Origin of the sequence: Klebsiella grimontii (genome assembly GCF_900200035.1) — a bacterium.
In the GTDB taxonomy this organism is placed as follows: domain Bacteria; phylum Pseudomonadota; class Gammaproteobacteria; order Enterobacterales; family Enterobacteriaceae; genus Klebsiella; species Klebsiella grimontii.
In genome coordinates this window covers 167545-192378 of sequence record NZ_FZTC01000019.1, presented here as the reverse complement: position 1 = coordinate 192378, position 24834 = coordinate 167545, and the positions used below count along the sequence as shown (strand labels likewise).

General features: G+C 58.3%; 26 protein-coding genes. 8 read left to right on the top strand and 18 right to left on the bottom strand.

The window, feature by feature from the left end; genetic code table 11:
• Positions 1 to 13: 13 nt before the first annotated feature.
• The 3 genes from KOSB73_RS15680 to KOSB73_RS15670 all read right to left on the bottom strand — a co-directional run bounded on the left by KOSB73_RS15680 (position 14) and on the right by KOSB73_RS15670 (position 2887).
• A complete protein-coding gene (locus KOSB73_RS15680; protein WP_049131572.1) occupies positions 14 to 1135 on the bottom strand; it encodes an amidohydrolase in 1122 nt (373 codons plus the stop codon).
• Positions 1132 to 2133, bottom strand: a complete 1002-nt coding sequence (locus KOSB73_RS15675; protein WP_098140665.1) for an LLM class flavin-dependent oxidoreductase — start codon at positions 2131 to 2133, stop codon at positions 1132 to 1134. The genes KOSB73_RS15680 and KOSB73_RS15675 overlap by 4 nt, the downstream gene beginning before the upstream one ends.
• A gap of 214 nt (positions 2134 to 2347) precedes the next feature.
• A complete protein-coding gene (locus KOSB73_RS15670) occupies positions 2348 to 2887 on the bottom strand; it encodes an AAA family ATPase (RefSeq protein ID WP_098140664.1) in 540 nt (179 codons plus the stop codon).
• A gap of 267 nt (positions 2888 to 3154) precedes the next feature.
• On the opposite strand from KOSB73_RS15670, the gene ansP reads away from it, so the two are divergent.
• A complete protein-coding gene (ansP, locus tag KOSB73_RS15665; RefSeq protein ID WP_024358258.1) occupies positions 3155 to 4612 on the top strand; it encodes an L-asparagine permease in 1458 nt (485 codons plus the stop codon).
• Between the two features lie 49 nt (positions 4613 to 4661).
• On the opposite strand, the gene KOSB73_RS15660 is transcribed toward ansP, so the two are convergent.
• A complete protein-coding gene (locus KOSB73_RS15660) occupies positions 4662 to 4883 on the bottom strand; it encodes a YgdI/YgdR family lipoprotein (RefSeq protein WP_004120747.1) in 222 nt (73 codons plus the stop codon).
• A 171-nt stretch (positions 4884 to 5054) separates the two neighbouring features.
• Positions 5055 to 6116 (bottom strand): 7-bladed beta-propeller protein YncE, encoded by a 1062-nt coding sequence (gene yncE, locus KOSB73_RS15655; protein ID WP_004120750.1) that lies wholly within the window; start codon positions 6114 to 6116, stop codon positions 5055 to 5057.
• A 263-nt stretch (positions 6117 to 6379) separates the two neighbouring features.
• Here yncE and pqqU point away from each other — a divergent pair, with 263 nt between their 5' ends.
• A complete protein-coding gene (pqqU, locus tag KOSB73_RS15650; RefSeq protein WP_049131568.1) occupies positions 6380 to 8491 on the top strand; it encodes a TonB-dependent receptor PqqU in 2112 nt (703 codons plus the stop codon).
• 72 nt (positions 8492 to 8563) lie between these two features.
• Here pqqU and KOSB73_RS15645 read toward each other — a convergent pair whose 3' ends face one another.
• Complete coding sequence (locus KOSB73_RS15645) at positions 8564 to 8863, bottom strand: DUF406 domain-containing protein (protein ID WP_004138889.1); 300 nt, start codon at positions 8861 to 8863, stop codon at positions 8564 to 8566.
• A gap of 291 nt (positions 8864 to 9154) precedes the next feature.
• Here KOSB73_RS15645 and rihA point away from each other — a divergent pair, with 291 nt between their 5' ends.
• Positions 9155 to 10090 (top strand): pyrimidine-specific ribonucleoside hydrolase RihA, encoded by a 936-nt coding sequence (gene rihA, locus KOSB73_RS15640; protein WP_024358260.1) that lies wholly within the window; start codon positions 9155 to 9157, stop codon positions 10088 to 10090.
• A gap of 44 nt (positions 10091 to 10134) precedes the next feature.
• On the opposite strand, the gene KOSB73_RS15635 is transcribed toward rihA, so the two are convergent.
• Together KOSB73_RS15635 and KOSB73_RS15630 are read right to left on the bottom strand one after the other, a co-directional pair.
• A complete protein-coding gene (locus tag KOSB73_RS15635) occupies positions 10135 to 11172 on the bottom strand; it encodes an NADP-dependent oxidoreductase (RefSeq protein ID WP_024358261.1) in 1038 nt (345 codons plus the stop codon).
• A gap of 65 nt (positions 11173 to 11237) precedes the next feature.
• Positions 11238 to 11813, bottom strand: a complete 576-nt coding sequence (locus KOSB73_RS15630; RefSeq protein ID WP_004138903.1) for a helix-turn-helix domain-containing protein — start codon at positions 11811 to 11813, stop codon at positions 11238 to 11240.
• Between the two features lie 276 nt (positions 11814 to 12089).
• On the opposite strand from KOSB73_RS15630, the gene KOSB73_RS15625 reads away from it, so the two are divergent.
• Positions 12090 to 12608 carry a GNAT family N-acetyltransferase gene (locus tag KOSB73_RS15625; RefSeq protein WP_098140663.1) on the top strand — a complete coding sequence of 173 codons (519 nt, stop codon included), beginning with the start codon at positions 12090 to 12092 and terminating at the stop codon, positions 12606 to 12608.
• Entirely contained in the window at positions 12605 to 13054 is a 450-nt protein-coding gene (locus KOSB73_RS15620) for a DMT family transporter (protein WP_004138908.1), read from the top strand. The genes KOSB73_RS15625 and KOSB73_RS15620 overlap by 4 nt, the downstream gene beginning before the upstream one ends.
• 8 nt (positions 13055 to 13062) lie before the next feature.
• On the opposite strand, the gene KOSB73_RS15615 is transcribed toward KOSB73_RS15620, so the two are convergent.
• The gene (locus KOSB73_RS15615) at positions 13063 to 13296 is read right to left on the bottom strand and encodes a YdcY family protein (RefSeq protein ID WP_004120770.1); all 234 of its coding nucleotides are present in this window, start codon (positions 13294 to 13296) and stop codon (positions 13063 to 13065) included.
• A 16-nt stretch (positions 13297 to 13312) separates the two neighbouring features.
• Positions 13313 to 14911: an ABC transporter substrate-binding protein gene (locus tag KOSB73_RS15610; protein WP_024358262.1), complete on the bottom strand. Its 1599-nt coding sequence runs from the start codon at positions 14909 to 14911 to the stop codon at positions 13313 to 13315.
• A gap of 269 nt (positions 14912 to 15180) precedes the next feature.
• Between KOSB73_RS15610 and KOSB73_RS15605 the strand changes: the two genes are divergently transcribed.
• Positions 15181 to 16614 carry an aldehyde dehydrogenase gene (locus KOSB73_RS15605; RefSeq protein WP_098140662.1) on the top strand — a complete coding sequence of 478 codons (1434 nt, stop codon included), beginning with the start codon at positions 15181 to 15183 and terminating at the stop codon, positions 16612 to 16614.
• A gap of 3 nt (positions 16615 to 16617) precedes the next feature.
• On the opposite strand, the gene KOSB73_RS15600 is transcribed toward KOSB73_RS15605, so the two are convergent.
• The 3 genes from KOSB73_RS15600 to KOSB73_RS15590 all read right to left on the bottom strand — a co-directional run bounded on the left by KOSB73_RS15600 (position 16618) and on the right by KOSB73_RS15590 (position 18971).
• A complete protein-coding gene (locus KOSB73_RS15600; protein ID WP_098140661.1) occupies positions 16618 to 17874 on the bottom strand; it encodes a putative acyl-CoA thioester hydrolase in 1257 nt (418 codons plus the stop codon).
• Between the two features lie 80 nt (positions 17875 to 17954).
• Positions 17955 to 18725, bottom strand: a complete 771-nt coding sequence (locus KOSB73_RS15595) for an alpha/beta fold hydrolase (RefSeq protein WP_049131562.1) — start codon at positions 18723 to 18725, stop codon at positions 17955 to 17957.
• 72 nt (positions 18726 to 18797) lie between these two features.
• Positions 18798 to 18971: a GhoT/OrtT family toxin gene (locus tag KOSB73_RS15590; RefSeq protein ID WP_004101823.1), complete on the bottom strand. Its 174-nt coding sequence runs from the start codon at positions 18969 to 18971 to the stop codon at positions 18798 to 18800.
• Between the two features lie 196 nt (positions 18972 to 19167).
• On the opposite strand from KOSB73_RS15590, the gene yncL reads away from it, so the two are divergent.
• Positions 19168 to 19260, top strand: coding sequence for a stress response membrane protein YncL (gene yncL / locus KOSB73_RS15585; RefSeq protein WP_004101822.1), 93 nt, complete (start codon positions 19168 to 19170; stop codon positions 19258 to 19260).
• A gap of 52 nt (positions 19261 to 19312) precedes the next feature.
• Here yncL and KOSB73_RS15580 read toward each other — a convergent pair whose 3' ends face one another.
• On the bottom strand, positions 19313 to 19597 hold the full coding sequence (locus KOSB73_RS15580; protein WP_004138917.1) for a hypothetical protein: 285 nt from the start codon (positions 19595 to 19597) through the stop codon (positions 19313 to 19315).
• Positions 19598 to 20156: 559 nt separating this feature from the next.
• On the opposite strand from KOSB73_RS15580, the gene KOSB73_RS30865 reads away from it, so the two are divergent.
• Entirely contained in the window at positions 20157 to 20279 is a 123-nt protein-coding gene (locus tag KOSB73_RS30865) for a small membrane protein (protein ID WP_004138919.1), read from the top strand.
• A 358-nt stretch (positions 20280 to 20637) separates the two neighbouring features.
• Here the strand turns inward: KOSB73_RS30865 and patD are convergent, their stop codons facing one another.
• The 4 genes from patD to KOSB73_RS15555 are packed head-to-tail and all read right to left on the bottom strand — an operon-like array spanning position 20638 to position 24825.
• The gene (gene patD, locus KOSB73_RS15570; RefSeq protein ID WP_098140660.1) at positions 20638 to 22065 is read right to left on the bottom strand and encodes an aminobutyraldehyde dehydrogenase; all 1428 of its coding nucleotides are present in this window, start codon (positions 22063 to 22065) and stop codon (positions 20638 to 20640) included.
• 22 nt (positions 22066 to 22087) lie between these two features.
• Entirely contained in the window at positions 22088 to 22894 is an 807-nt protein-coding gene (locus KOSB73_RS15565; RefSeq protein WP_098140659.1) for an ABC transporter permease, read from the bottom strand.
• Positions 22884 to 23813, bottom strand: coding sequence for an ABC transporter permease (locus KOSB73_RS15560; RefSeq protein ID WP_098140658.1), 930 nt, complete (start codon positions 23811 to 23813; stop codon positions 22884 to 22886). Before KOSB73_RS15560 ends, KOSB73_RS15565 begins: the two co-directional genes overlap by 11 nt.
• 1 nt (position 23814) lies before the next feature.
• Positions 23815 to 24825, bottom strand: coding sequence for an ABC transporter ATP-binding protein (locus tag KOSB73_RS15555; protein ID WP_049131559.1), 1011 nt, complete (start codon positions 24823 to 24825; stop codon positions 23815 to 23817).
• Between the last annotated feature and the right edge of the window lie 9 nt (positions 24826 to 24834).

Genomic DNA, 24834 nt, shown 5'->3' with positions numbered 1-24834 from the left:
TGACCCTGAATAATTAAAGTTCTTTTAATGCCTGCTCTGCCAGATCGGCAAAATAGTGCGCCGCCGGCGCGATCAACCGCTCATCCGGGTTAAACGCCGGATGGTGAAGACCAAATTCGCTGGCGCTACCGATGCTGACGAAAGCGCCGGGTATATGCTGGAGATAAACGGCAAAATCTTCGCCGCCGAGATGGAGGTCCGCATGATGCGTGCGGTAGCCGGACTTATCGGCCACGTCGCTGGCGAATGCCGCCCAGCGCTCATCATTGACCAGCGCGGTCGGCCCGGCGTACCAGAAGACATCGATCTGCGCGCCGAAGGCGCTGGCGAAGCCGGCGGCAATCTCGCTCACCCGCGCCTTCACCCGCTGCTGGACTTCGCTGCTATGGGTGCGCAGCGTACCTTCCAGCTCGACGCTTTCCGGCAGGACATTCCACGTATTGCCACCCTGAATCCGCGTCACGCTAAGCACCACGGAATCGAGGGTATTCACTTCGCGGCTGGCGACGCTTTGCAGCAGGGTCACCAGTTGGCTAGCCAGCAGAATGGCGTCCTTCCCTTCATGAGGCCGGGCGGCATGCGCGCCTTTACCGGTCACTTTGAAGACAAAGCGATCGACGTTGGCGTAAAACGCGCCGCCGCGGGTGGCGAACTCGCCTACAGACAGGCCCGGTTCATTATGCATACCGAAAATGGCGGAAACCCCCTCCAGTACCCCGGCGCGAATCAGGGTTTTCGCGCCGCCGAAGCTCTCTTCCGCCGGCTGGAACAGAATGCGGACGCGTCCCGCCAGCTGCGCTTCGCGTTGTTTCAGCAGTAAGGCCGCGCCAAGGATCACGCTGGTATGAATATCATGCCCGCAGGCGTGCATCACGCCGGCATTCAGCGAACGAAACGGCACGCTGGCCGCCTCTTCGATAGGTAGCGCGTCGATATCGGCGCGCAGGGCTATCACCTTATCGCCGCTGCCCACTTCGGCCACCGCGCCGGTTTTCAGTTCATAAGGCAGCAGGCTGATGCCGCCGCTCTGCAGCCAGTCGCGAATACGCGCGGTGGTATCAACCTCCTGCAGCGAAAGTTCCGGGTACTGGTGCAGTTCGCGCCGCCAGCGAATTAACTGTTCGGCAAGGCTCATGGCTGGACCTCCGCGCTCAGATGCGCCTGGGCCAACAGACGCAGGGAGTTAAGGCGCGCCGCGCCGTCGCTAATGGGCGTGTCGATAATAAATTCGTCGATGTTCCACGCCGACTGCAAGGCATCCAGCTGCGCTTTCACCTGCTCGGGGGTGCCGAACAGCACCGCCGATTCCCGACGGGCGATGCGCGTCGGCATGCTACCCGCCTGGCGGGCAAAGGCGGCCGCCTGCGCTTCGCTGCCGACGGTCACCCGCTGGCCGTTTTCCAGCTCAACGCCCCAGACTTCCACGGCGTTTGCCAGATCGGCTGCGGTGGCAGAATCGTCGGCCACCACGGCCTGGACGGCAATAATCGCGTCGCGACGGCTCAGTTCGCGCCAGCGGGTGAGCACCTCGCGCAGCAGATGCTTATCGCCGTTGAGATGGGCGGCGAAGACAAAGTTCCAGTCCAACTGCGCCGCCAGCTGCGCGCTTTCCAGGCTGGCGCCGAGGAGAAAGCCGTCTGCGCGACGCGGCGGAATCGGGGTTGCGCGGACGCTCTCTTCCCCATCGGTTTCGGTCAGCGACAGCCAGTTATCGAGCTGCGCCAGCTGGTCGGCAAAACTCCCTTTTTGCTGGGGATTAAGCCCCTGCTGCAGCGCGCGGGTAGAGAGCGGCAGGCCACCTGGAGCTTTGCCCACGCCCAGATCCACGCGGCCCGGCGCGAGGGAGGCCAGCATATTGAAGTTTTCCGCCACTTTGTACGGGCTGTAGTGCTGGAGCATGACGCCGCCGGAACCGACGCGAATCCGGCGGGTCTGGCCGAGGATCCAGGCGATCGCCAGTTCCGGCGACGGGCTGGCAAGCTGCTCGGTATTGTGGTGTTCGGCTATCCAGAAACGGTGATAGCCCCAGGCTTCCGCCTGTTGCGCCAGCGTTAATGTACGCGCCAGCGCCTGGGCGGCCGTTTCTCCGGCCGCCAGCGGGCTTTTATCCAGGATACTGATTCGATAAGACATTTCGCAGGCTCATGTGAATTAACATGTCTGCATTATTAGAAGCGGCCGCGGTCAGTGAGAAACAATTTATTTACATTTGCTCTGCCGGAAATTAGATATGCGGTGAGGTAAATGTCCCCGGAGGCGATGCTGCGCATCTGTCCGGGCTACGCATCCTCAGCAGTCTGCGGGCCTGTAGTTTGTAGTCCGGCTAAGCGCAGCGCGAGCCGGGGGATTATCGGAGATTCTGCCGAAGCTCGCGCACCAGCGCCTCGGTCTGCTGCTGGTTGCGTAAGCGCACAAAGCGAATATGTCGATACTGCGGATCCTGCATATCCGCCAGATAGCGGCGGCGATTATTGCGCCAGGTTTTTAGCGTCCAGAGAATAATGGAGTCCCGGCTAAAGAAGGAGCGGCGGAAGGTTTCGCAGTTGCCGGTGCCGGGCCACAGTTCCTGGCGACGGCTGGCGCGTGAAGCCGCGCGCCAGACCGCCTGACGCATCGTGCGCCAGAAGCTGTAGTCCACCCACACCACCAGATCCACGTCGCGCCATTTTAGCGGGCGGCTGCGGTTATAGTTACCGTCCAGCACCCAGCCGGGCGCGGCGAGCGCGGCGGCAAGTTTGGCGTAAAACTCATCGTCCGGCGTCCCTTGCCATTCGGGCAGCCAGTAGAGCACATCCATTTCGATATAAGGCAGCGACAGTTCCTGAGCCAGCCGACGCGCGAGGGTAGATTTGCCGACGCCGCTGGTCCCTACTACGTTGATTTTCATCGTGGTCTCTCGGGCAAAACGCGGGCTGAAAATAATAGCGCACGTTGGGCAAAATCGATCAGCGAAATTTCCAGGTGACTATCCCCCCACAGAACGCGGCGATCTCATTGATATTTAAGCAAGTGCGGTCCGCAAATCTTTTACGTGCGTCCATTTTCCGATACGTGTAGGATTCTCCGCCATGCTCGCTTATCTCATTCCTCAGAATGATGAGAGAGCCAGCAGCACGAACCACTCATGGACATTGACAGGAAAATAGCGACATCAATGAATACAAAACACTCTAGCGTGGCGGAGCAGCACGCTGCCAAACGCCACTGGCTGAATTCGCAGGAGTCCGGCTACCACAAGGCGATGGGCAACCGTCAGGTACAGATGATTGCCATCGGCGGCGCCATCGGTACCGGCTTGTTTCTCGGCGCGGGCGCGCGCCTGCAGATGGCCGGGCCGGCTCTGGCGCTGGTTTATCTGGTCTGCGGCCTCTTTTCGTTTTTTATCCTACGCGCGCTGGGCGAGCTGGTGCTTCATCGTCCTTCGAGCGGCAGCTTCGTCTCCTACGCCCGCGAGTTCCTCGGTGAAAAAGCGGCTTACGTGGCGGGCTGGATGTACTTTGTCAACTGGGCGATGACCGGGATCGTCGATATCACCGCCGTCGCGCTGTATATGCACTACTGGGGCGCGTTCGGCGACGTCCCGCAGTGGGTATTCGCCCTCGGCGCGCTGGCGATTGTCGGCACCATGAACATGATCGGCGTGAAATGGTTCGCCGAGATGGAGTTCTGGTTCGCGCTGGTGAAAGTGCTGGCGATCGTGGCATTTCTGGTGGTCGGAACCATTTTTCTCGGCAGCGGCAAGCCGCTTGATGGCAATGCCACCGGCTTCCACCTGATTACCGATAACGGCGGCCTGTTCCCGCACGGCCTGCTGCCAGCACTGGTGCTGGTTCAGGGGGTGGTGTTCGCCTTCGCCTCTATCGAACTGGTGGGCACCGCCGCTGGCGAATGTAAAGACCCGCAGACCATGGTGCCGCGCGCGATTAACAGCGTTATCTGGCGTATCGGTCTGTTCTATGTGGGTTCGGTGCTGCTGCTGGTGCTGCTGCTGCCGTGGAATGCCTATCAGGCCGGGCAGAGCCCGTTCGTCACCTTCTTCTCGAAGCTGGGCGTGCCGTATATCGGCAGCGTGATGAATATTGTGGTGTTAACCGCCGCGCTCTCCAGCCTCAACTCTGGTCTCTACTGCACCGGGCGTATTCTGCGCTCCATGTCGATGGGCGGTTCCGCGCCGAAGTTTATGTCGAAAATGAGCCGTCATCACGTGCCTTACGCCGGGATTCTGGCGACGCTTGGCGTCTACGTCGTTGGGGTATTCCTCAACTATCTGGTGCCTTCACAGGTGTTTGAGATTGTCCTCAACGTCGCGTCGCTGGGGATTATCGCTTCGTGGGGCTTTATTGTGGTGTGCCAGATGCGCCTGCGCAAGGCGATCAAAGAAGGCAAGGCCGCAGACGTCAGCTTCAAGATGCCGGGAGCGCCTTTTACTTCCTGGCTGACCCTGCTATTCCTGCTGAGCGTGCTGGTATTAATGGCTTTCGATTACCCGAATGGGACCTATACCATCGGTTCGATTCCGCTGATCGCCGTGCTGCTGGTCGCCGGCTGGTTTGGCGTACGTAAGCGCGTACATGATATTCACAGCACCGCGCCGAATATTGAAAAACCGTAACTCGTTCCTTTTGCGGTTTGCCCCACCGGGCAAACCGCAACGGCACAACTTAATTATCTTCCACCAGCTGAGCGACGTCGCTGCTGTTAATCTGGCGCTTATTGCCTGACTCATCGGTATAGCTGGTCATGCCGGTATCTTTATCCAGCTGCGGCTTGCCCTGCGTCACGATAGTCTGCCCGCTTTTCGTCGTCATCACATAGTTTGAGCTACAGCCTGCCAGAAGGGCCAGCATCGCGCCGGCGCAAACGACCATAAATGATTTTTTCATCTTTTCTCCAGGATTAATGCCACCGTCCCGCTTGCGCAGGAAAGACGTCAGTTTATAGCCATTGTATTTATCAGGCTAATAAGTGTTTGTAACAGAGGGTGATATCGCTGAAGGCGTCAGCCGCCGCCCGGCAGACAGACTTTCAGGAGGGGTTACCCCCTCCCGTCAGGATCACAGCGCGATGCGGATAACGTCATCCGGCTGGGTGGCCTCTTTCTGGCGTGTCGATTCCTGCTTCACGCTGACGTACAGCGTTTTGCCATCGGCGGATAAGGTCAGGCTGTTCGGGTGAGTCGGGGTTTTGAAGGTCTTGACCACTTTGTAGGTCTTACCATCGATCACGCTCACTTCGCCGGCTTTACGGTGAGTTACGTAGGCTTCATTGCGGGTCGGGTTAAACAGCACGGCCAGGGATTCCGGCGCGGCGATTTTCTCCAGCACTTTACCATCGCGAATATCGACCACCAGCACTTCCGGCTGTTTGCCGTCGGTGATAAAGGCCCGGTGACCGGCGGTATCGAGGCTCAGGTTGAGGTAGAAGTGCTCTTTGCCGTCATCCTGCAGTTTCTTACGCGTCAGGATTTTATTGCTGGCGCTGTCGATGGTCACCAGTTCGCCGTCGGCGTTAGTGGTGTAGATACGGTTCGCTTCCGCGTCCACCGCCAGGCCCGTCGCCATCGCGCCGGTATTGGCAATAGTGTCTTTCAGCGTCAGCTTGTCGCCGTCCACCACCCAGATCACGCTCTCTTTACCCAGACCGGTGATGTAGACAGTATTGGTTTTCTCGTTAACCGCCAGTTCGCGCGGGGCCAGCGGGCGCACGGTTTCGCTGCGCTGGCGGGGATCGAGCACCAGACGCCCTTTCACCTTCCCGGTTTTGGCATCAATTGCCGTTACGCTGCTGTCGGTGGTATTGCCAAACCACAGGGTCTGGGTAGCGTTGTTGATCGTTGCGCCGAACGGTTTCAGATCGTTATGAATAATCTGCGTCACTTCCAGCGTCGTCGGATCGAGGCGGTAAACAATACCGCCCTTATCCAGCGAACGGCTTTGCGAAGTCGCCACCCACAGCGCATTCTCCTGCTGGCTATAGGCCATTTCGTACGCGCCCTTGCCAACGGCTTTACGCAGCATTTCTTCCGCCGCGTGGGCGCTGAAGCTCCCCGCCAGCAGTAATGAAGTTAACAACAGTGAACGGCGCAGACGCGGCGCGGACAGATGACGTAATGACATGACGACTCCCTTTGATAAAACGAATATGTGCCTGCTCGACAGTGCTTCCGTGGCGCAAAATCATGGCTTTGCGCTACTCTTTGTAATGCGAATAGTAATCATTATTTATCGCAATGTGGAGAGTTAATTGCGTTTTGTCCACCCGGCATCACGCAATTCTTGCTATTTGTTAACTCAAATCCTGTTAAGTCTTTTCAAAAAATTTACAAAAGAGTTAACATATATACATATGTTCCGTTTGGTTCGTTTTGCGAGTAACTTTGATGAAAATCCTTTCCGTGCGCGCCGCCGCGCTCCCCGCACTGCTTCTGCCGCTTATTTCTTCAGCGCCAACCGCCCACGCCGCTGAACAGACCATGGTGGTTACCGCCGCACCGTCGGCGGTTTCTGAACTCGATACTCCCGCCGCCGTAAGCGTGGTTAACGGCGACGAGATGCGCCAGGCCGCGCCGCGGGTCAACCTTTCCGAGTCGCTGGGCGCGGTACCGGGGCTACAGGTGCAAAACCGTCAGAACTATGCGCAGGATCTGCAGCTTTCGATTCGTGGCTTCGGCTCCCGCTCCACCTACGGCGTGCGTGGGCTGCGAATTTACGTCGACGGCATTCCGGCCACCATGCCTGATGGCCAGGGACAAACCTCGAATATTGATATTGGCAGCCTCGATTCGCTCGAAGTACTGCGCGGGCCTTTTTCCGCCCTGTACGGCAACTCCTCCGGCGGGGTGATTAACGCCACCACCCAGACCGGCAGCCAGCCGCCCACTATCGAAGCCAGCAGCTACTACGGCAGCTTCGGTACCTGGCATTACGGTATGAAAGCGACCGGCGCGGTCGGCGACGGCAGCCATGCGGGCGATGTCGACTATGTGGTTTCCACCAACCGCTTCACCACTCACGGCTCCCGCGACCATAGCGGCGCGCGTAAGAACCTCGCCAACGCGAAGCTCGGCGTGCGCATTAATGACGACAGCAAACTGACCCTGCTGTTTAACAGCGTGGATATTAAAGCTAATGACGCGGGCGGCCTGAGCTATGACGAATGGCAAAATAACCCGCGCCAGTCGCCAAGAGGCGATCAGTACAATACCCGCAAAACCATAAAACAGACCCAGGCCGGTTTGCGCTACGAGCGCCAGCTGAGCGATCAGGACGATCTGAGCGTGATGATGTACGCCGGCGAGCGTGAAACCACGCAATATCAGTCGATTCCTCGCGCTCCGCAGCTCAAACCCACCCATGCTGGCGGCGTGATCGACCTGACGCGCCACTATCAGGGGATTGATACCCGCTGGACCCATCGCGGCGAGCTGCTGGTGCCGGTCACCTTTACCACCGGACTTGATTATGAAACCATGACCGAGCGCCGTAAGGGTTATGAAAACTTTGTCATGAGCAACGGCGCGCCGCAGTACGGTGAAAAGGGCGACCTGCGCCGCAACGAACGCAATTTGATGTGGAACGTAGACCCCTATTTGCAAACCCAGTGGCAGCTCACCGAGAAACTCTCTCTCGACGCCGGCGTGCGCTACAGTTCGGTGTGGTTTGATTCCAACGATTATTACGTTACGCCGGGTAACGGCGATGACAGCGGCGAGGCCAGCTATCATAAATGGCTGCCGGCGGGCTCGCTGAAATACGCGGTAACCGATGCCTGGAACGTCTACGTCTCCGCCGGCCGCGGTTTCGAAACGCCGACCATCAATGAGCTTTCCTACCGCTCCGGCGACCAGGGCGGGCTGAACTTTGGCCTGCAGCCGTCCACCAACGAAACCGTTGAAATTGGCAGCAAAGCGCGAATCGGCAACGGCCTGTTGACCGCCGCGCTATTCCAGACCGATACCGATAATGAGATTGTCGTCGACGCCAGCAGCGGCGGGCGCACCAGCTATAAAAACGCCGGTAAAACGCGCCGTCAGGGGATGGAGCTGGGGCTGGATCAGCAGTTCGGCGAGAGCTGGCGTTTAAAAGCGGCCTGGACCTGGCTGGATGCGACCTATCGTACCAACGTCTGCGACGATGCCAGCTGTAAAGGCAATCGTATTCCGGGGATCGCCCGTAATATGGGCTACGCCTCCTTCGGCTATCAGCCCGAGAAAGGCTGGTACGCGGGCAGCGATATTCGCTATATGAGCGATATTATGGCAAACGATGAGAACACCGCCAAAGCGCCGTCCTGGACGGTGGTCGGCCTGACGACCGGCTATAAATGGAGCTACGGCAAGATGGATATGGATCTGTTTGGCCGGGTAGATAACCTGTTCGACCGCAGCTACGCGGGCTCGGTTATCGTGAATGAATCCAACGGCCGCTACTACGAACCGGCGCCGGGCCGTAACTACGGTATCGGGCTAAACCTGGCATGGCGGTTTGAGTAACGCTTGACCACGGCACCTCAACGGGATCGCACGCAGGATCCTGTTGAGGGTTAGCCGTGGGCGCTCGCTACGTTAAATAACGTTTCTTAACGACAATTCGAAAATGATCTTTTCCGCCTGGCAGGAGAAGGCAATGGAAGCCTCAAGCTTTGCCTCATCACCGGCGGGCGCGATGGTATAATCGACCTGCGGCGGCTCGCTGGCGGGCGCGGCGGCCAGGGCACGTTCGCGGACCGCCGCGATGGTGGACTCGGCCTCTTCGCGGCTGGCGAAGTTTTTCTCAACCCGCCAGACGCAGTCCTCATTATCAATAATCGAGCCTACGTCGATGGCACAGCCTTTGGTACTGCATTTATCTACCACATCTTTCATTGCGATTATCTCCTGGAGTTTTCTTTAGAATAAGAATCCGTTGGCGGAAAGCAAACCATTAATATTTGTATGGTTGCGTCGTTTTATCATTATAGGCCTCCGCGGGAAGCGACTTCTTGCGCCACCGCATGGCTAGCTCCTGATTGCGCACAGATCAAGCAGCTATGTTGGCAAGCGTCGCGTTATGTCGCGCTCAATCGTGCACGCCATCACACTATTCTGCGTTGAGCCTCGTCTATGGCGCTTTGCGGCGTTACCCTTGTCACAAAATAACGCCAACAAGGAGCTGCCATGGCACTGCCAGTCATTATCGATTGCGATCCGGGTCATGATGACGCGATTGCCCTCGTTCTTGCCCTCGCCTCACCCGAACTCGATGTAAAAGCCGTGACGTCCTCCGCGGGAAACCAGACCCCGGACAAAACGCTGCGTAACGTACTGCGCATGCTCACCCTGCTTAAACGCCCGGATATCCCGGTCGCCGGCGGCGCGCTTAAGCCGCTAATGCGGGAGCTGATTATCGCCGACAACGTGCATGGCGAGAGCGGTCTTGACGGCCCGGCGCTGCCGGAGCCGGGCTTTGCCGCGCAAAGCTGCACCGCCGTCGAGCTGATGGCCAACATCCTGCGCGACAGCGTCGAACCGGTCACGATCGTTGCCACCGGCCCGCAAACCAACGTCGCCCTGCTGCTCAACAGCCATCCGGAACTGCATGCCAAAATCGAGCGTATTGTGATTATGGGCGGCGCAATGGTGCTGGGGAACTGGCAGCCGGCGGTCGAGTTTAATATCTACGTCGACCCGGAAGCCGCGGAGATCGTTTTCCAGTCCGGCCTTCCGGTGGTGATGGCCGGGTTAGACGTCACCCATAAAGCGCAAATCCACGTTGAGGATATCGAGCGTTTCCGCCGTATCGGCAACCCGATATCCACCATCGTCGCCGAACTGCTCGACTTCTTTCTTGAGTACCACAAGGATGAGAAATGGGGCTTTGTCGGCGCGCCGCTGCACGACCCGTGCACCATTGCCTGGCTGCTGAAGCCGGAGATGTTTACCACCGTTGAACGCTGGGTCGGCGTGGAAACGCAGGGGAAATATACTCAGGGGATGACGGTCGTCGATTTTTACAATCTGACCGGTAAGCAGCCGAACGCTACGGTGATGCTCGATGTCGATCGCCAGGCGTTTGTTGACCTGCTGGCCGAGCGGCTGGCGTTTTACGCGTAAATCATCATAAAACCCGGCAGGCGCGACGCCTGCCGGGTAAGCGGTTACTCGTCCGGAGAGACGCGAACCACCACCTTACCGAAGTTCTCGCCCTTCAGCAGACCGATGAGCGCCTGCGGCGCGTTCTCCAGGCCGTCAACGACCTGCTCGCGGTATTTGATTTTCCCTGCCTGCACCCAGCGCCCCATCTCCTGCTGGAACTCGGCAATCCTGTGACCGTAATCCTGGCCGATAATAAAGCCCTGCATGCGGATGCGTTTTTTGAGGATCGTCGCCATCAGCAGCGGCAAGCGATCCGGGCCGTCGGGCAGCGCGGTGGCGTTGTAGCCGCTGACCAGGCCGCAAACCGGCACGCGGGCCGAGGTATTCAGCAACGGCAGAACTTCATCGAACACTTTCCCACCGACGTTCTCATAGTAGATATCGATCCCCTGCGGGCAGGCTTCAAGCAGTTTGACGGCGAAATCGGGCGCGCGATGATCGACACAGACGTCGAAGCCGAGAGTTTCTACCGCATAGCGGCACTTCTCGCTGCCGCCGGCGATGCCCACCGTGCGGCAGCCTTTCAGCTTCGCGATCTGTCCGACCGTTGCGCCAACCGGCCCGGTGGCGGCGGCGACCACCAGCGTCTCGCCCGCTTTCGGCTGACCAATATCCAGCAGCCCCATATAGGCGGTAAAGCCGGGCATGCCGAGGATCCCCAGCGCCCACGAAGGGTGTTCAGGGCTGTCGCCTAATTTCACCAGCCCGCTGCCGTCGGAAAGTTCATAATCCTGCCAGCCGCCGTAGCCCAGCACCCAGTCGCCGGGCTGAAAATCGGCGTGGTTCGATGTCACCACGCGGCTCACGGTGCCGCCGACCATCACCGCGCCAATGGCGACAGGCGGCGAATAGGAAGGCGCGTCGCTCATCCGCCCGCGCATATAGGGATCCAATGACAGAAAGACGGTGCGCAGCAGCAGCTGCCCCGGCCCGGGAGACGCGACCTCGCCCTCTTCCAGGCGGAAGTTCTCCCCGGTTGGCTCGCCGTGCGGACGCGATGCCAGCAGCCAGCGGCGGTGGCGTTGCGGATTGAAAGCCATAACACACTCCTCTTTTGACAAGTCTGTATTGAGGCTAGCTGCTTTCCCGGCAGCGCGCATTGACATTATGAGGCAGATTGATTGAGTCGGACGACCAGATAGACGCAGGGCTGCGTGGTTTCATTAATAAAGCGGCAGTCGTTAGGCGGCCCGAGCTCCAGGCAGTCCCCCGCCCGCATCTCGTGTCGCGCGTTGCCTTCGATAAACACCAGCTCGCCCTGCTGTAGCCAGATCAGCTGCCGGGCCTGGGCGTAGGATGACGCAGGCATCGGCACATCGCTGCCCGCCGGAAGCTCCACCTGCACCAGGTCGATTGGCAGGTCGCTACGCGGCGAAACGTGCCGCCGCAGATAGTGGCTCTGCGGGTCGCGCCACACCGGCTGATGGGCAAAGCGCAGCAGCTTGCCTTCCTGCATCTCCGCCCTGGCGATCAGCGTCGACATGCTAATGCCGAAAGCGCCGGATAACCGTCCCAGCATCGATGCCGTCGGGCTGCTTTCGCCGCGCTCGATCTTGTGGATCATCGCCCGCGACGCCCCCGCCCGCTCCGCCAGTTCGCTGAGCGACCAGCCGCGGGATTCCCGCTCGATTCGGATACGTGCGCTGATGCGCTGGTTAAGATTGTCTTCTATAGTATTCATAGCGTAATACTATAGTGTAGCCCGCCTGTTTGCACAACCAGACGCCCGGCACCGGGAATGAAAATGAAAAAGCCCGGCGTAATAATCGGCCGGGCAAACACGGAGAGTCATTCAATCCGTTAATGTAAACGGCGTTACGGCAATAAATGAAAAGAAATCGCGTATCCGACGCCGGTCAGCCGAGGATAAAAATTTCTGCCTAAAACAGGTGACAGCCTTGCGTACATTATTGTAATAATATCGTACCACTATAGTGTACAAGCCTTGAGGGTTACCATGACCATCCGCCATGCCAGCAAAGACGATTGCGCGGCAATCGCTGAAATCTACAACCATGCGGTACTGCATACCGCCGCTATCTGGAACGACAATACCGTCGATACCGACAACCGTATTGCCTGGTTTGAGGCCCGACAGCTCGTCGGCTATCCGGTGCTGGTCAGCGAAGAAAACGGCGTAATTACCGGTTATTCCTCCTTCAGCGACTGGCGCGCCTTTGACGGCTTTCGCCACACCGTCGAGCATTCGGTCTATGTTCACCCCGATCATCAGGGCCAAGGGCTGGGCCGCCGTCTGCTGGTCGCCCTCATCGCCGAGGCTAAGCGGTTGAATAAGCACGTTATGGTTGCCGGTATTGAGGCGCAAAATCAGGCTTCACTGCATCTGCATGATACCCTGGGCTTTATCACCACCGGGCAAATGCCGCAGGTTGGCACCAAATTTGGCCGCTGGCTGGATCTGACCTTTATGCAGCTGCAGCTTGACGATCGCCGCGATCCGGACGGTAGCGCATGAATCAAACGCTAACCCTCGCCTGTTTAGTTGCCGCTGGCGTCGGGCTGGTGCTGCAAAACACGCTGATGGTGCGCATTACCCAGTCCGCATCGACCATTCTGATCGCCATGCTGCTTAACTCGCTGGTCGGCATCGTGATTTTCGTGACCATCCTGCTGCTTAAGCACGGCGCGGCGGGGTTTCAGGAGCTGGCGGTTAGCGTAAAGTGGTGGACGCTCATTCCCGGTTTGCTAGGCTCGTTCTTTGTCTTCGCCAGCATCAGCGGCTATCAGAACGTCGGAGCGGCAACCACCATTGCGGTATTGATTGCCAGCCAGCTGGCGGGGGGGTTAGTGATGGATCTGATTCGTGCGCACCACGTCCCGCTTCGCGCGCTGATTGGCCCGCTCTGTGGCGCGGTGATGCTGGTGGTCGGCGCCTGGCTGGTGGCCAGACGCCAGTTCTAACGGCTTGACTAATGAATTTCGCCGCCGCGGGTTAGCTGCTCGCGGCGCGCTTCCTGCTCCTCATGCTGCTGGCGGCCATGGTGGGCGATGGCGGTCCGCAAACGCTGCTGCTGAACGTAGCGCTCTTCCCGCCCCAGCTCCGCGTCATCGCTCAGCGCGATCAGCAATTCATTCATATGGGTAATGACGCTTTCGGCAATCGCGGCGTCCACGCGGGCGACGACCTCATCCAGATGCGACATGTTTTCTCCTTGCGGCTTAGTTGAGTTTAACTTTGGAAAAATCGCTGCCCATCAGGCTCACGCTGTAGCCGCTGACGTTGCTGCGCGTCGCGTAGAAGGTCTTCCCGGTCGCCAGGGTGATCCAGGGGGCCTGCTGCTGAAAAATCGTCTGCGCCTCGCCGTATAGCTTAGCCCGCGCCTGCGGATCGCTGACCAGGATAGCCTTTTTCACCAGCGCATCGTAGGACTTATCGCACCAGCGGGCAACGTTAGAGCCGGTTTTGATGTTATCGCAGCTTAGCAGGGTGCCGGCGAAGTTATCCGGATCGCCGTTATCGGACATCCAGCCAAACAGCGCGCTGTCGTGCTCGCCTTTACGCATTCCGGCGAGATATTCCCCCCACTCATAGGTGACGATTTTGGCTTTAATCCCGACCTTGCTCCAGTCATTCTGGATCATCTCGGCAATACGGCGCGAATTGGGGTTATAGGGACGCTGCACCGGCATCGACCACAGGGTCACTTCGGCCCCCTTCTCCAGTCCGGCCTGCTTAAGCAGGTCTTTCGCTTTTTGCGGATCGTAGTCGTAGTCCGGTAGATCTTTCTTATAGCCGAGCATATTGGCGGGGATCGGTGATTTCGCGACGCTGCCGGAGTCGAGGAACACCGCTTTCACGATCGCCTGCTTGTCGGTCGCGTAGTTCAGCGCCTGACGCACCAGAACATTATCAAACGGCTTTTTCTCGGTATTAAACGCCAGATAACCAACGTTGAGCGCTTCTACCGAATGCAACGCCAGATCTTTATTGCCCTTAATCACCGGGAACTGTACCGGCGACGGCGCGGGAATAATCTGGCACTCATTGGTTTGCAGCTTCGCCAGCCGCGTCTCAACGTTTGGCGTGATCGAGAAGATCAGGTGTTTGGTCGGCACTTCACCGTCCCAGTAGTGCGGATTGGCGATATAGCGGATCTGCGAATCCGCTTTATATTGCTGCAGCGCATAAGGTCCGGTGCCGACAGGCCAGGTATCGACATACTCCGGCGTCCCTTTTTTCAGCATCGCATCAGCATATTCAGCAGAGAGTATCGACGCAAAATCCATGCCCCAGTCGGCGAGGAACGCCGCGTTGGGTTCGCTCAGCACAAACTGGACGTGGTAATCATCGAGCTTTTTAACCTCTTTGATCAGCTTATCCAGCCCAACGTCATGAAAGTATTCGTAATGCCCCTGAGAAACATTATGGTACGGATGGTTGGCATCTTTCTGCCTCAGCACCGAGAACAGCACGTCATCGGCGTTGAAATCGCGGGTCGGCTTAAAGAATTTGTTGCTGTTGAACTGCACGCCCTTACGCAGGGTGAAAGTCCAGGTTTTGCCGTCCGGCGAGACGCTCCATTCGGTCGCCAGCGAAGGAATTGGCGTGTTTTTCACCGGATCGAAGTTTATCAGGCGGTTATAAAGCACCTGAGAACTGGCGACGAACGATGGGCCCGAACTGGCAATCTGCGGGTTGAAAGATTCCGGCGAAGCTTCGGAGCAGTAGACCAGCGTATCGTTTCCCGCCGCCCAGGCGCTGGCCGCCGGAAAGAGTGCGCTCAACGCCAGCGCAAGCAGCGTTTTCCCTGTAGACATGGTTATAAACCTTATGAATTTGTTATAAGTGCTTTAATAACAGCACAGGAGGATTCAACCGGCAAATAATCAATTGCTATCAGGTTATGCTAAAAACCGCGTTTTCGCCGATTAATTCTACATCCGCTCGTTTGACGTCATTGAATCCAGCAATAAATGTGAAGCGTGCGGAAGGTTACGAAAAAAGCGGGCGATAACCGCCCCGCCGGCATCGCGCTCCCGCGCCACCCGGTACACTCGGCAAATCGTAACGTCAGGAGAAGATAACAATGACCATAACCTGCAGCCTGTACACCAACGGCCAGTGGCACGATGCCGAAGGCCGCGCCACCTTTACCCGCAACAATCCGCTGACGCAAGAGACCGCCTCCGTTGCCAGCGCCGCCAGCCTGGCGGACGCTCGTCGCTGCGCCGATACCGCGGGCGCGGCGTTCCCGCAGTGGCGCGACACGGTCCCCGCCGAACGCCGACGCCTGCTGCTGGAAGCCGCAGAAGAGATGCTGCGCCGCGAGGCGAAGTTTATTGCCGCGATGGCGGCAGAAACGGGGGCCACCGCGCACTGGGCCGGTTTTAACGTCCACCTGGCCGCCGATATTCTGCGTGAAGCCGCCGCGCTGACCACGCAAATCGAGGGCCAGGTGATCCCCTCCAACGTGCCGGGAAATCTGGCGCTGGGCATCCGCCAGGGCGCGGGAGTCGTGCTCGGCATGGCGCCGTGGAACGCGCCATTAATCCTGGCGACCCGCGCTATCGCCACGCCGCTGGCTTGTGGAAATACGGTTATCCTCAAAGGCGCGGAGCTGTCTCCGGCAACCCAGGGGTTGATCATCGATGCCCTGGCAGCGGCAGGCTTTCCCGCCGGGGTGGTCAATTATCTGACCTGTCCCCCCGCCGACGCGCCTGCGCTGGTGGAGTCCCTGATCGCCCACCCCGCCGTACGCCGCATCAATTTCACCGGTTCGACGCCGGTGGGGCGGATAATCGCCCGCACCTGCGGTGAACATCTGAAACCCGCGGTACTGGAACTGGGCGGCAAAGCGCCGCTGCTGGTGCTGGATGACGCTGACCTCGAACAGGCCGCGGCAGGGGCAATTTTTGGCGCCTTCGCCAACGCCGGGCAAATCTGCATGTCAACCGAGCGCATCATCGTCGATGCCGCCGTCGCGGAACCGTTCGTGGCGCTGCTGGCCAAACGAGCCGCCGCCCTGCCCGCCAGCCTTCTCGGTCCGGTGGTGGAGATGAGAACCGTCGCCCGCTGCAACGCGCTAATAGAGGACGCGCTGGCGAAAAGCGCGCGCCTGCTCGCAGGCGGCATGTCCGACTCAACGCAGATGCGCGCCACCCTGCTCGATGGCGTCACCCGCGAGATGCGCATCTGGCATGAGGAGTCCTTTGGCCCGGTGAAATCGATTATTCGCGTTCAGGATGAAGCCGAAGCGCTGGCCGTCGCCAATGAAAGCGAATATGGCCTCTCGTCGGCGATCTACAGCCGGGACAGCGCCCGGGCGTGGAACCTGGCGCAAAATCTGCAAACCGGCATTTGCCACATTAACGGCCCCACCGTGCATGATGAGGCGCAAATGCCGTTTGGCGGCTGCAAATCGTCGGGCTACGGCCGCTTTGGCGGACGCACGGGGGTGGCGGAGTTTACCGAGCTACGCTGGATAACGCTGCAAACGGTCCCGCGCGAGCTACCGTTTTAAGCCTCAGGGCTGCCAGTGGTTATTGAATTCCCACAGGCGATTGAAGGCAACATCATCAAGCTGACGCTCTGCGGCGGGATTGCCGCGGAACGGCCGGGAGGTGGTGGCCGCAGCGCCCCAGGGGGAAAGCCGATCGTAGCTTTGATCGATAGTACTGTTGGCGATAAGCGCCTGACCGTTAGCGGTTTTTCCGGGTAAATAGCCGGTCTTGCCCGCCCCCTGATCCCAGGCGCGGCCCAGCTTCGCCTTGAAGCCGCCCCGATAGCCGCTATCGCCGGTAAAACGGCTGTTGATCACCAAAAATCCACACGGGTTATCCGGCAACGTATTCGGCGCAAGCACGTAAGCTTCGGGCGAGCGGCGCGTTGAGACGGTGTGAAAATGGACATTATCAAAAACCACGTTTGCCCGGCCAAAAACATAGTCCACATCGCCTTCTACATAGCTGTCTTTGACATATACCCGGCTGATACGGTCGGTCACCGCCTCATTGCGCCGATTGCTGGTATTGACATAGAGCGTATCCTGGCGTCCCAGCAGACGGACGTTCTCCAGCTGCACCCGATCGCCATCCGTCCGCAGCGCCACGCCCTGATGGGTCGCACCGTCGACGGTGTCGAGCAGGCTATTGACTACGCTGAGGTTCAGCAGCTGAAAATCCGCGCTTTGCGACCACATCACCACCGCGCAGTTGGTGCCTATCGTCCTGGCAGTACGTCCGGCGCACAGCGCATACTGATACCAGGCCGGATCGCCTTCACGATACTGTTGCTGGCTATTCACCTGCTGGCGATAGCGCGATACCGGGAACTGCGAGTCTATCGCCAGCTCTATTCTCACCGCTTGAGGATTATCCCCGGCGCCGTAGAGGGTTATCGGCGGCGCCCCTTCAGGGATATAGACCGTCTCCCGATAGATACCCGGTTCAATGCGGATATAGATACGCTCATCACCGGCCGCGTGCTGGTTGATTGCCGCGTTGACCGCCTGCTGAATGCGGGTGAACGGCGCACCCGACGGCGCTACGCGCCACGCGCTTTCGGCCCGCGGGAGACGCGCAGGCGATGGCGACCAGGGGCCATCGGGGGCACTCAACGCACCGCCTTGGGCAAAATAGCGTTCCATGGTGAAGGCTGCCGCTTCCGCCGCCGTAAGCTGCGGGCGGGAGGCTGTCCCGCGCGGATTTTGCGACACGCACCCTTGCAGAAGCAGCGGTGTACAGAGTAAAGCCGAGATACCCAGGATAGTGATTTTTCGCATTTCGCACTCGCCAAAAATAAAAGAAACGAAAAATCAAAATAAATGAAATATCGTTTCTTTTCGTATATAGCGATCACGAATCAGGCTTCTGCCTCAATACCGGCGTAAAAATCGGCCAGCGTACGCGCCAGCGCTGAGGGGTTTTCCCACGCCATGGAATGCCCGGCCTGCGGTATCATCAGCAGCGGGATCCCGGCGGCTTCACTCTCCGTCGCCTCCCGGGCAGGCAGCGAAAACGCTCCGTATATCAGCGCTCTGGGGCAGGATAAATTGACAAAGCGCGCGAACCAGGAGGGATTAGCGCCCTTCACCAGGCTGGCCGCGCCGCGCCACACCGCCCAGGGGGCGCTGTTTTGCAGGCAGCCGGCCCAGGGCGAGGTTTCGGCGGAGAGCATTTCGGCGTAGCCGCGGGCAATAAAGCGTTCTTCCGTTTGCCCGGCGATGCACCTGCTGTACATTCCACCCCCGGGATAGAGATTGGGCTCGGCTACCAGCAACGCCCGCACCCGTCCGGCAAGGCGCCCGGCCGCTTCAATCGCGACGCTGCCGCCCATGCTGTGACCAAATAAATAGCAGCGTTCAAGGGCTAAGCGATCCACCAGCTCGACCACTACCGCGGCCTGATCGGCGATACGGTAGCTGAAGGATTCAGGTTTATCGCTATAGCCGAAACCGGGTAAATCGACAAGGATCATTCGCCGCCCGGCCAGCGCCGGGTCGGCGGCAACGCGCGGATAATCATAGCTTGAGGCACAGCCCAGACCGTGGATAAACACAATGGGTTCGCCGTAACCGGGTAGATCGAGCCAGCGCACGGTGGCGCCAGCATGAGGAGAATAAAAACCGTTCATCGAAAAGCTTCCATTTAATTATGCCTGTTTTTTTATACAGTCATAACGAAAGGTGAGCTATCGATTTTTAAATCAAAACAGGGAGACCAGCAGCGCCATTGGAAAACTGAACGGCCAGGTCGCGCCAATCAGCAGCGCCGCCAGCAGGCGGATCCAGCGGCTCTCTTTGGTTAAGAACCAGCTTATTACCGCACAGATACAGCCCATAACTGCATAAAAAACCAGCATTTTCTGGTATAAAGTCATTTTTCTTCTTCCTTCCCTGACCGGCATTTACGCATATCGCGATGCCTTTTCGCACCCCAGAGTGCGTCAGAGATTATGACATTTTAAAACACACAACAGCGTTAATTTCGGAAAAACGCCCGATTCATCTTTGTCCGATAGCGCAACCTTTAAGCGCGTACTATAACTGTAGAGGCTTATTCATAAAGGTGGCGTTATGGATGTTTCCAGCAAAACCGTCCTTCTGATAAATGTCGGCGCGGCACTTGCGCTTATCGGCCTGTTATCCGTTCGTTTTGGTTGGTTTTAAAGATTTTACTCAGCAGCGAAACCTAAAAAAGCAGCCTGGTCAGGCTGCTTTTTTACGATTTGAAAGACCCCGCCTCCGCTGCAAGCGTACGCTTTTGCGCGACCATTAGCTTTTGAACGTCGGGATTCCATGCCGGCAGCAGATCGACTTTTTCACTATCCCACGCGGCCGCTATGCAGATCGATTCCGCGCCACCCTGCTTTTCACAGCCAATAATCTGTTTGGCCGGAAAATTGCCGTAAAGTATCGCCGTGGCGCAGGCCACAAAGAGAAAACACGCTATTTTATTCAAAACAATATCAACTTCGAAGCAACAAATTGCGCCGAATGTTCGCATGAGCGGCTATAGAAAGTCAAACGCGCGGCGCATGGCTTATTAGCCGTAATGATGCCCGCAAATTTAACAAAAAAATTACATTCACCCTAAGCTTAAAGGTGAAAATGGGCGATTAAATATCGCCAATGTTAAATCGCTACCGTCGGAGATAATAATCACCCCGGCCGCCGTAAATACCATTATAAATAATAGGGCTAATTCCAACTATAAATATGCCCCATGTGTCGTAAGCCGCACGACACGGTATTGCTGAAAGCGAATGCGCTTTTCATCGCGCGGGGTAATTGTTCATTATTCTTTATACGCGCAGGTTCGCAAGAACGTATTGCGATCATCATTATTAGCAGGGTCAGCGGCGGCAAGGATTTCTGAAAAATGAACAGACTCACAAAAAATAATTAATATATCAATAGGTTATATCAAAAAATGATAGTCTAAAGCCTGCGGATTATTTTAAATGATAAGAAATATCATTTGCGTTATTTAGCACAAAATCATACATTCATAATCACAAGTTATGCGAAGCTTGTTTTTTACTCATTTATTTTTGAGGTGGCACATGTCCGGAATCGCCGTTCTTATTGTGGCGTTAATTTTATTAATTGCTGCAATTTATAATCTTTTTTCCTACGTTCGCGAGCGTCGCCAGGCGAGTTTACCGAGCAAAAAAACAAAACGTTAGCCTGATTATCATTTGCCAAAAAATAGATATCTTGATACGTAATAAATGCGCGATCGCATGACATCGGGCAAACTCGCAGTAACAAACCCGTAGCGCCTGAACAACAAAAAGCCCCTGCAGGTGGCAGGGGCTCGAGAATGAGTAGCATCATATCGCGGCTTCCCGCTCAGGGCGCATCGCGCGCCCCGGGGAAGGAAACCAGCCCCATCCGGCGCTTATCTCCGGCACTCATCATGGCTTAGCTCTTGAAGGGGCATGAGAATATTCTCATAAATCCCCGCTCCCGTTTTAACTTTTTCTGCTATTGCTAACTATTAGCACGGTAATGTGTCCAGGCCGCAATTATCACAACCGTGCCCTACCCGTGTTTAATCATTACGTGCCGGATAGTGGTGTAATCCTCCAGGCCGTACATCGACATATCCTTGCCGTAGCCGGAAAGCTTCTGCCCGCCGTGCGGCATTTCGCTGACCAGCATGAAATGGGTGTTGACCCAGGTGCAACCATATTGCAAACGCGCGCTAAGGCGATGCGCTCGGCCGACATCCCGGGTCCACACCGACGAAGCCAGACCATACTGCGAATCGTTGGCCCAGCTCAGCGCCTGCTCTTCATCAGTAAACGAGGTGATGCTGACGACCGGGCCGAAGACCTCGCGCTGGACGATCGCATCTTCCTGCCTGGCTCCCGCCAGTAGCGTCGGCTGGTAGTAGTAGCCGTTACCGGGCGCTTTGCTGCCGCCGGCGATCACCTGAATATGCGGCAGCGCGCGGGCGGCATCGACGGCGGCGCTGACCCGGTCCAGATGCGCCTGCGAACTCAGCGGCCCCAGTTCGGTGGTCTCATCGTCCGGCGGGCCCATCTTCAGGCTGGCAACCGCGGCGCCGAGTTTTTCCACCAGCTGGTCATAAATCCCGGCCTGGGCGTAAATCCGGCAGGCGGCGGTGCAGTCCTGACCGGCATTATAGAAACCAAAGGTCCGTACACCCTCCACCACCGCGTCGATATCCGCATCATCAAAGACGATAACCGGCGCTTTCCCGCCCAGTTCCATATGGGTACGCTTAATCGACGACGCGGTGTGGCCGATAATATGCGCGCCGGTGGCAATCGAACCGGTCAACGACACCATGCGCACCTTCGCATGGGCGGTGAGCGGATCGCCGACGGTAGCGCCGCGGCCAAACAGCACGTTAAGCACCCCGGCGGGGAAAACCTCTTTTGCCAGTTCGCCCAGCTTCAGCGCGGTCAAGGGGGTAATCTCCGAAGGTTTGATCACCACGCAGTTGCCGGCGGCCAGCGCCGGGGCCAGTTTCCAGGCCGCCATCATCAGCGGGTAGTTCCACGGCGCGATGGAGACCACCACGCCAACCGGATCGCGGCGGATCATGGAGGTGTGGCCTTCGAGATACTCACCCGCCGCCATACCCGGCAGACAGCGCGCCGCCCCGGCAAAGAAGCGGAACACATCGGCGACTGCCGGCAGTTCATCGTTGATCACGCAGTGCAGAGGCTTGCCGCAGTTGAGCGATTCAAGCTTAGCCAGCGTCTGCGCATGTTCGTCAATCACGTCCGCCAGCGCCAGCAGGCATTCGGCGCGGCTCCTGGGCGTGGTCTGGCTCCAGCTGATAAAGGCCTGGTCTGCGGCCTCAACCCCGGCCTCAACCTGCGCCGCCGTGGCTTCGGCAATCGACACGATCTCTTCTCCGGTGGCAGGATTAAACACCGGCACAGCCTCGCCTTCCCCAGCCACTAACTTACCGTTAATCAAAAGGTTATTTTGCATAGCATTATCCTGTATCGGTATTTTATTTTCCGTTTTCAGCGCTGATGTCGCCGTCACGGGTGAGCCACCAGGCCCCCAGAATCGGAATCATCGTCACCACCATCACCAGCAGCGCGACCACGTTGGTGACCGGGACATCGCGCGGGCGTCCGAGCTGATTGAGCAGCCAGAGCGGCAGCGTACGCTCGTGTCCGGCGGTAAAGGTGGTAACGATAATTTCATCAAACGACAGGGCAAACGCCAGCATCCCCCCCGCCAGCAGCGCCGAACCCAGATTGGGCAGCACCACGTAGCGAAAGGTTTGCCAGCCCGTTGCGCCTAAGTCCATCGACGCTTCCACCAGGCTCCAGGAGGTCCGGCGAAAGCGGGCAATCACGTTGTTAAACACCACCACGACGCAGAAGGTCGCGTGGCCCACGACTATCGTCAGCAGTCCAGGCTCCAGATTGACGGCCTTAAAGGCGGTAAGCAGCGCCAGTCCGGTAATAATGCCCGGCAACGCTATCGGCAACAGCAGCAGCAACGACACGGCGTTCTTGCCAAAAAACGCGCTGCGCCACAGCGCACCTGCAGCCAACGTGCCAAGGACCAGCGCGATGGAGGTGGAAAGCGCGGCAATCTTAAGTGACAACGTCACGGACTCGATAATATCGCCGCGCCCCTCCGCTGCGCTAAACCAGCGCAGCGTCAGGCCCTGCGGCGGAAAGCTGAAGGCGGCGTCTTCGGTATTAAACGCATAGAGGGCGATAATCAGCAGCGGGAAATGCAGGAAGATCACCCCGCCCCAGGTTGCCACCTTCAGGAGCAGCGGCGCGCGTTCAGAGTGCATCAAACGCTCCCAGACGTTTCGCGAACGCCAGATAAAGGGCAATTAGCACGATCGGCACGAGGGTAAAGGCCGCCGCCATCGGCATATTGCCAATCGCCCCCTGCTGGGAATAGACCATATTGCCGATAAAGAACCCCGGCGGCCCCACCAGCTGCGGGACGATAAAATCGCCGAGCGTCAGGGAAAAGGTAAAAATCGATCCCGCGGCAATGCCGGGAATCGCCAGCGGCAGCACCACGTAGCGGAAGGTCTGGCGCGGACGGGCGCCAAGATCGGCGGAGGCCTGAAGCAGCGACGGCGGCAGGCGCTCCAGCGCGGCCTGCACCGGCAGGATCATAAACGGTAGCCAGATATAGACGAACACCAGAAAGCGGCCCAGACCGGAAGTCGACAGCGTATTGCCGCCTACCGCCGGGATCGTCAGCACCAGGCTCAGCAGGCTTTCCAGCCCCAGATGGCGCAGAAACCACTGCGCGACGCCATCTTTCGCCAGCAGCAGCGTCCAGGCATAGGCTTTGACGATATAGCTCGCCCACATCGGCAGCATCACGGCGATATAGAAAAACGCCTTCATCTTGCCGCGGGTATAGCGGGCCATATACCAGGCCATAGGCAATGCCAGGATCGCGCTGGCGATCGTTACCGACAGCGCCATCATCAGGGTACGGAGAATGATGTCGTAGTTTGCCGGGTTAAACAGCGCCCGCAAATTGGCCAGCGTCAGGTCCTGGGTCACCGACATGGTGAAATCGTCGAAGGTGTAGAAACTTTGCCATAGCAGGGTCAACAACGATCCCAGATAGACAATGCCGAACCACATCAGTGGGCCAAGTAGAAGCAAAAACAGGGCCAGCGAGGGTTTACGCCAGAACAGCGCGGATAAGCGCCCGGGAGAAGCGGACGGACTCGCCATCGTCATATCAGCCCCCGCTCTCCAGCGGCACCATCGCCGCGCGCGACCACGAAGCCAGCACCGTTTGCCCCACCGGCGGCGCGTTTAACGCGGCGTGACCATCAACGTTCGCCTGGCTCACCAGCAGCTTCTCGCCATCGGCCAGCTTGAGCTCGACCCGGGTCGCGGCCCCCTGATACTGTACCGCCTGCACCACGCCCGCAATCTGGATCTCGCCGGCGGCATTCAGGCGAATATGCTCCGGACGCAGCGACCAGGATCCCGCCATCGCGCAGAGCTTGTGCGCCCGTTCTCCGCTGAACACGTTGGCGGTACCGACAAAGCCAGCCACAAACGCCGTTTTCGGCCGCAGATAGAGGTCCTGGGGCGCATCAATCTGTTCGATTCGCCCGTTATTAAACACCGCCACGCGATCGGACATCGACAGCGCTTCCCCCTGGTCATGGGTCACAAAAATAAAGGTGATGCCCAGCGCCTGCTGCAGTTTTTTCAGCTCCAGCTGCATCTGTTCACGCAGTTTTAAATCCAGCGCGCCGAGCGGCTCATCCAGCAGCAGGACCCGCGGCTGATTCACCAGCGCACGGGCGATCGCCACCCGCTGGCGTTGGCCGCCGGAAAGCTGCGATGGCCTGCGCGCGTGCACAAACGCGAGCGCGACCCTCTCCAGCGCCTCCATCGCGCGGGCGTGCCGCTCCTTTTTGCCGATCCCTTTGACCATCAGCCCGTAGGCGACGTTATCGAGCACCGACATATGCGGAAACAGCGCGTAATCCTGGAAAACGGTATTGACGTCGCGCTGCCACGGCGGCAACTCGCTGGCCGGTTTACCAAAAATGCGAATCGCGCCGCCAGAGAGCTGTTCAAACCCGGCAATCAGGCGCAGGCAGGTGGTTTTGCCGGAGCCGGAGGGCCCCAGCATGGAGAAAAACTCACCGTCGCGAATGGCGATGCTGACGCCATCCACCGCCCGTACGTCGCCGTACAGCCGCGAAACATTATCGAACTCTACCGCGTGCATATTGTTCGC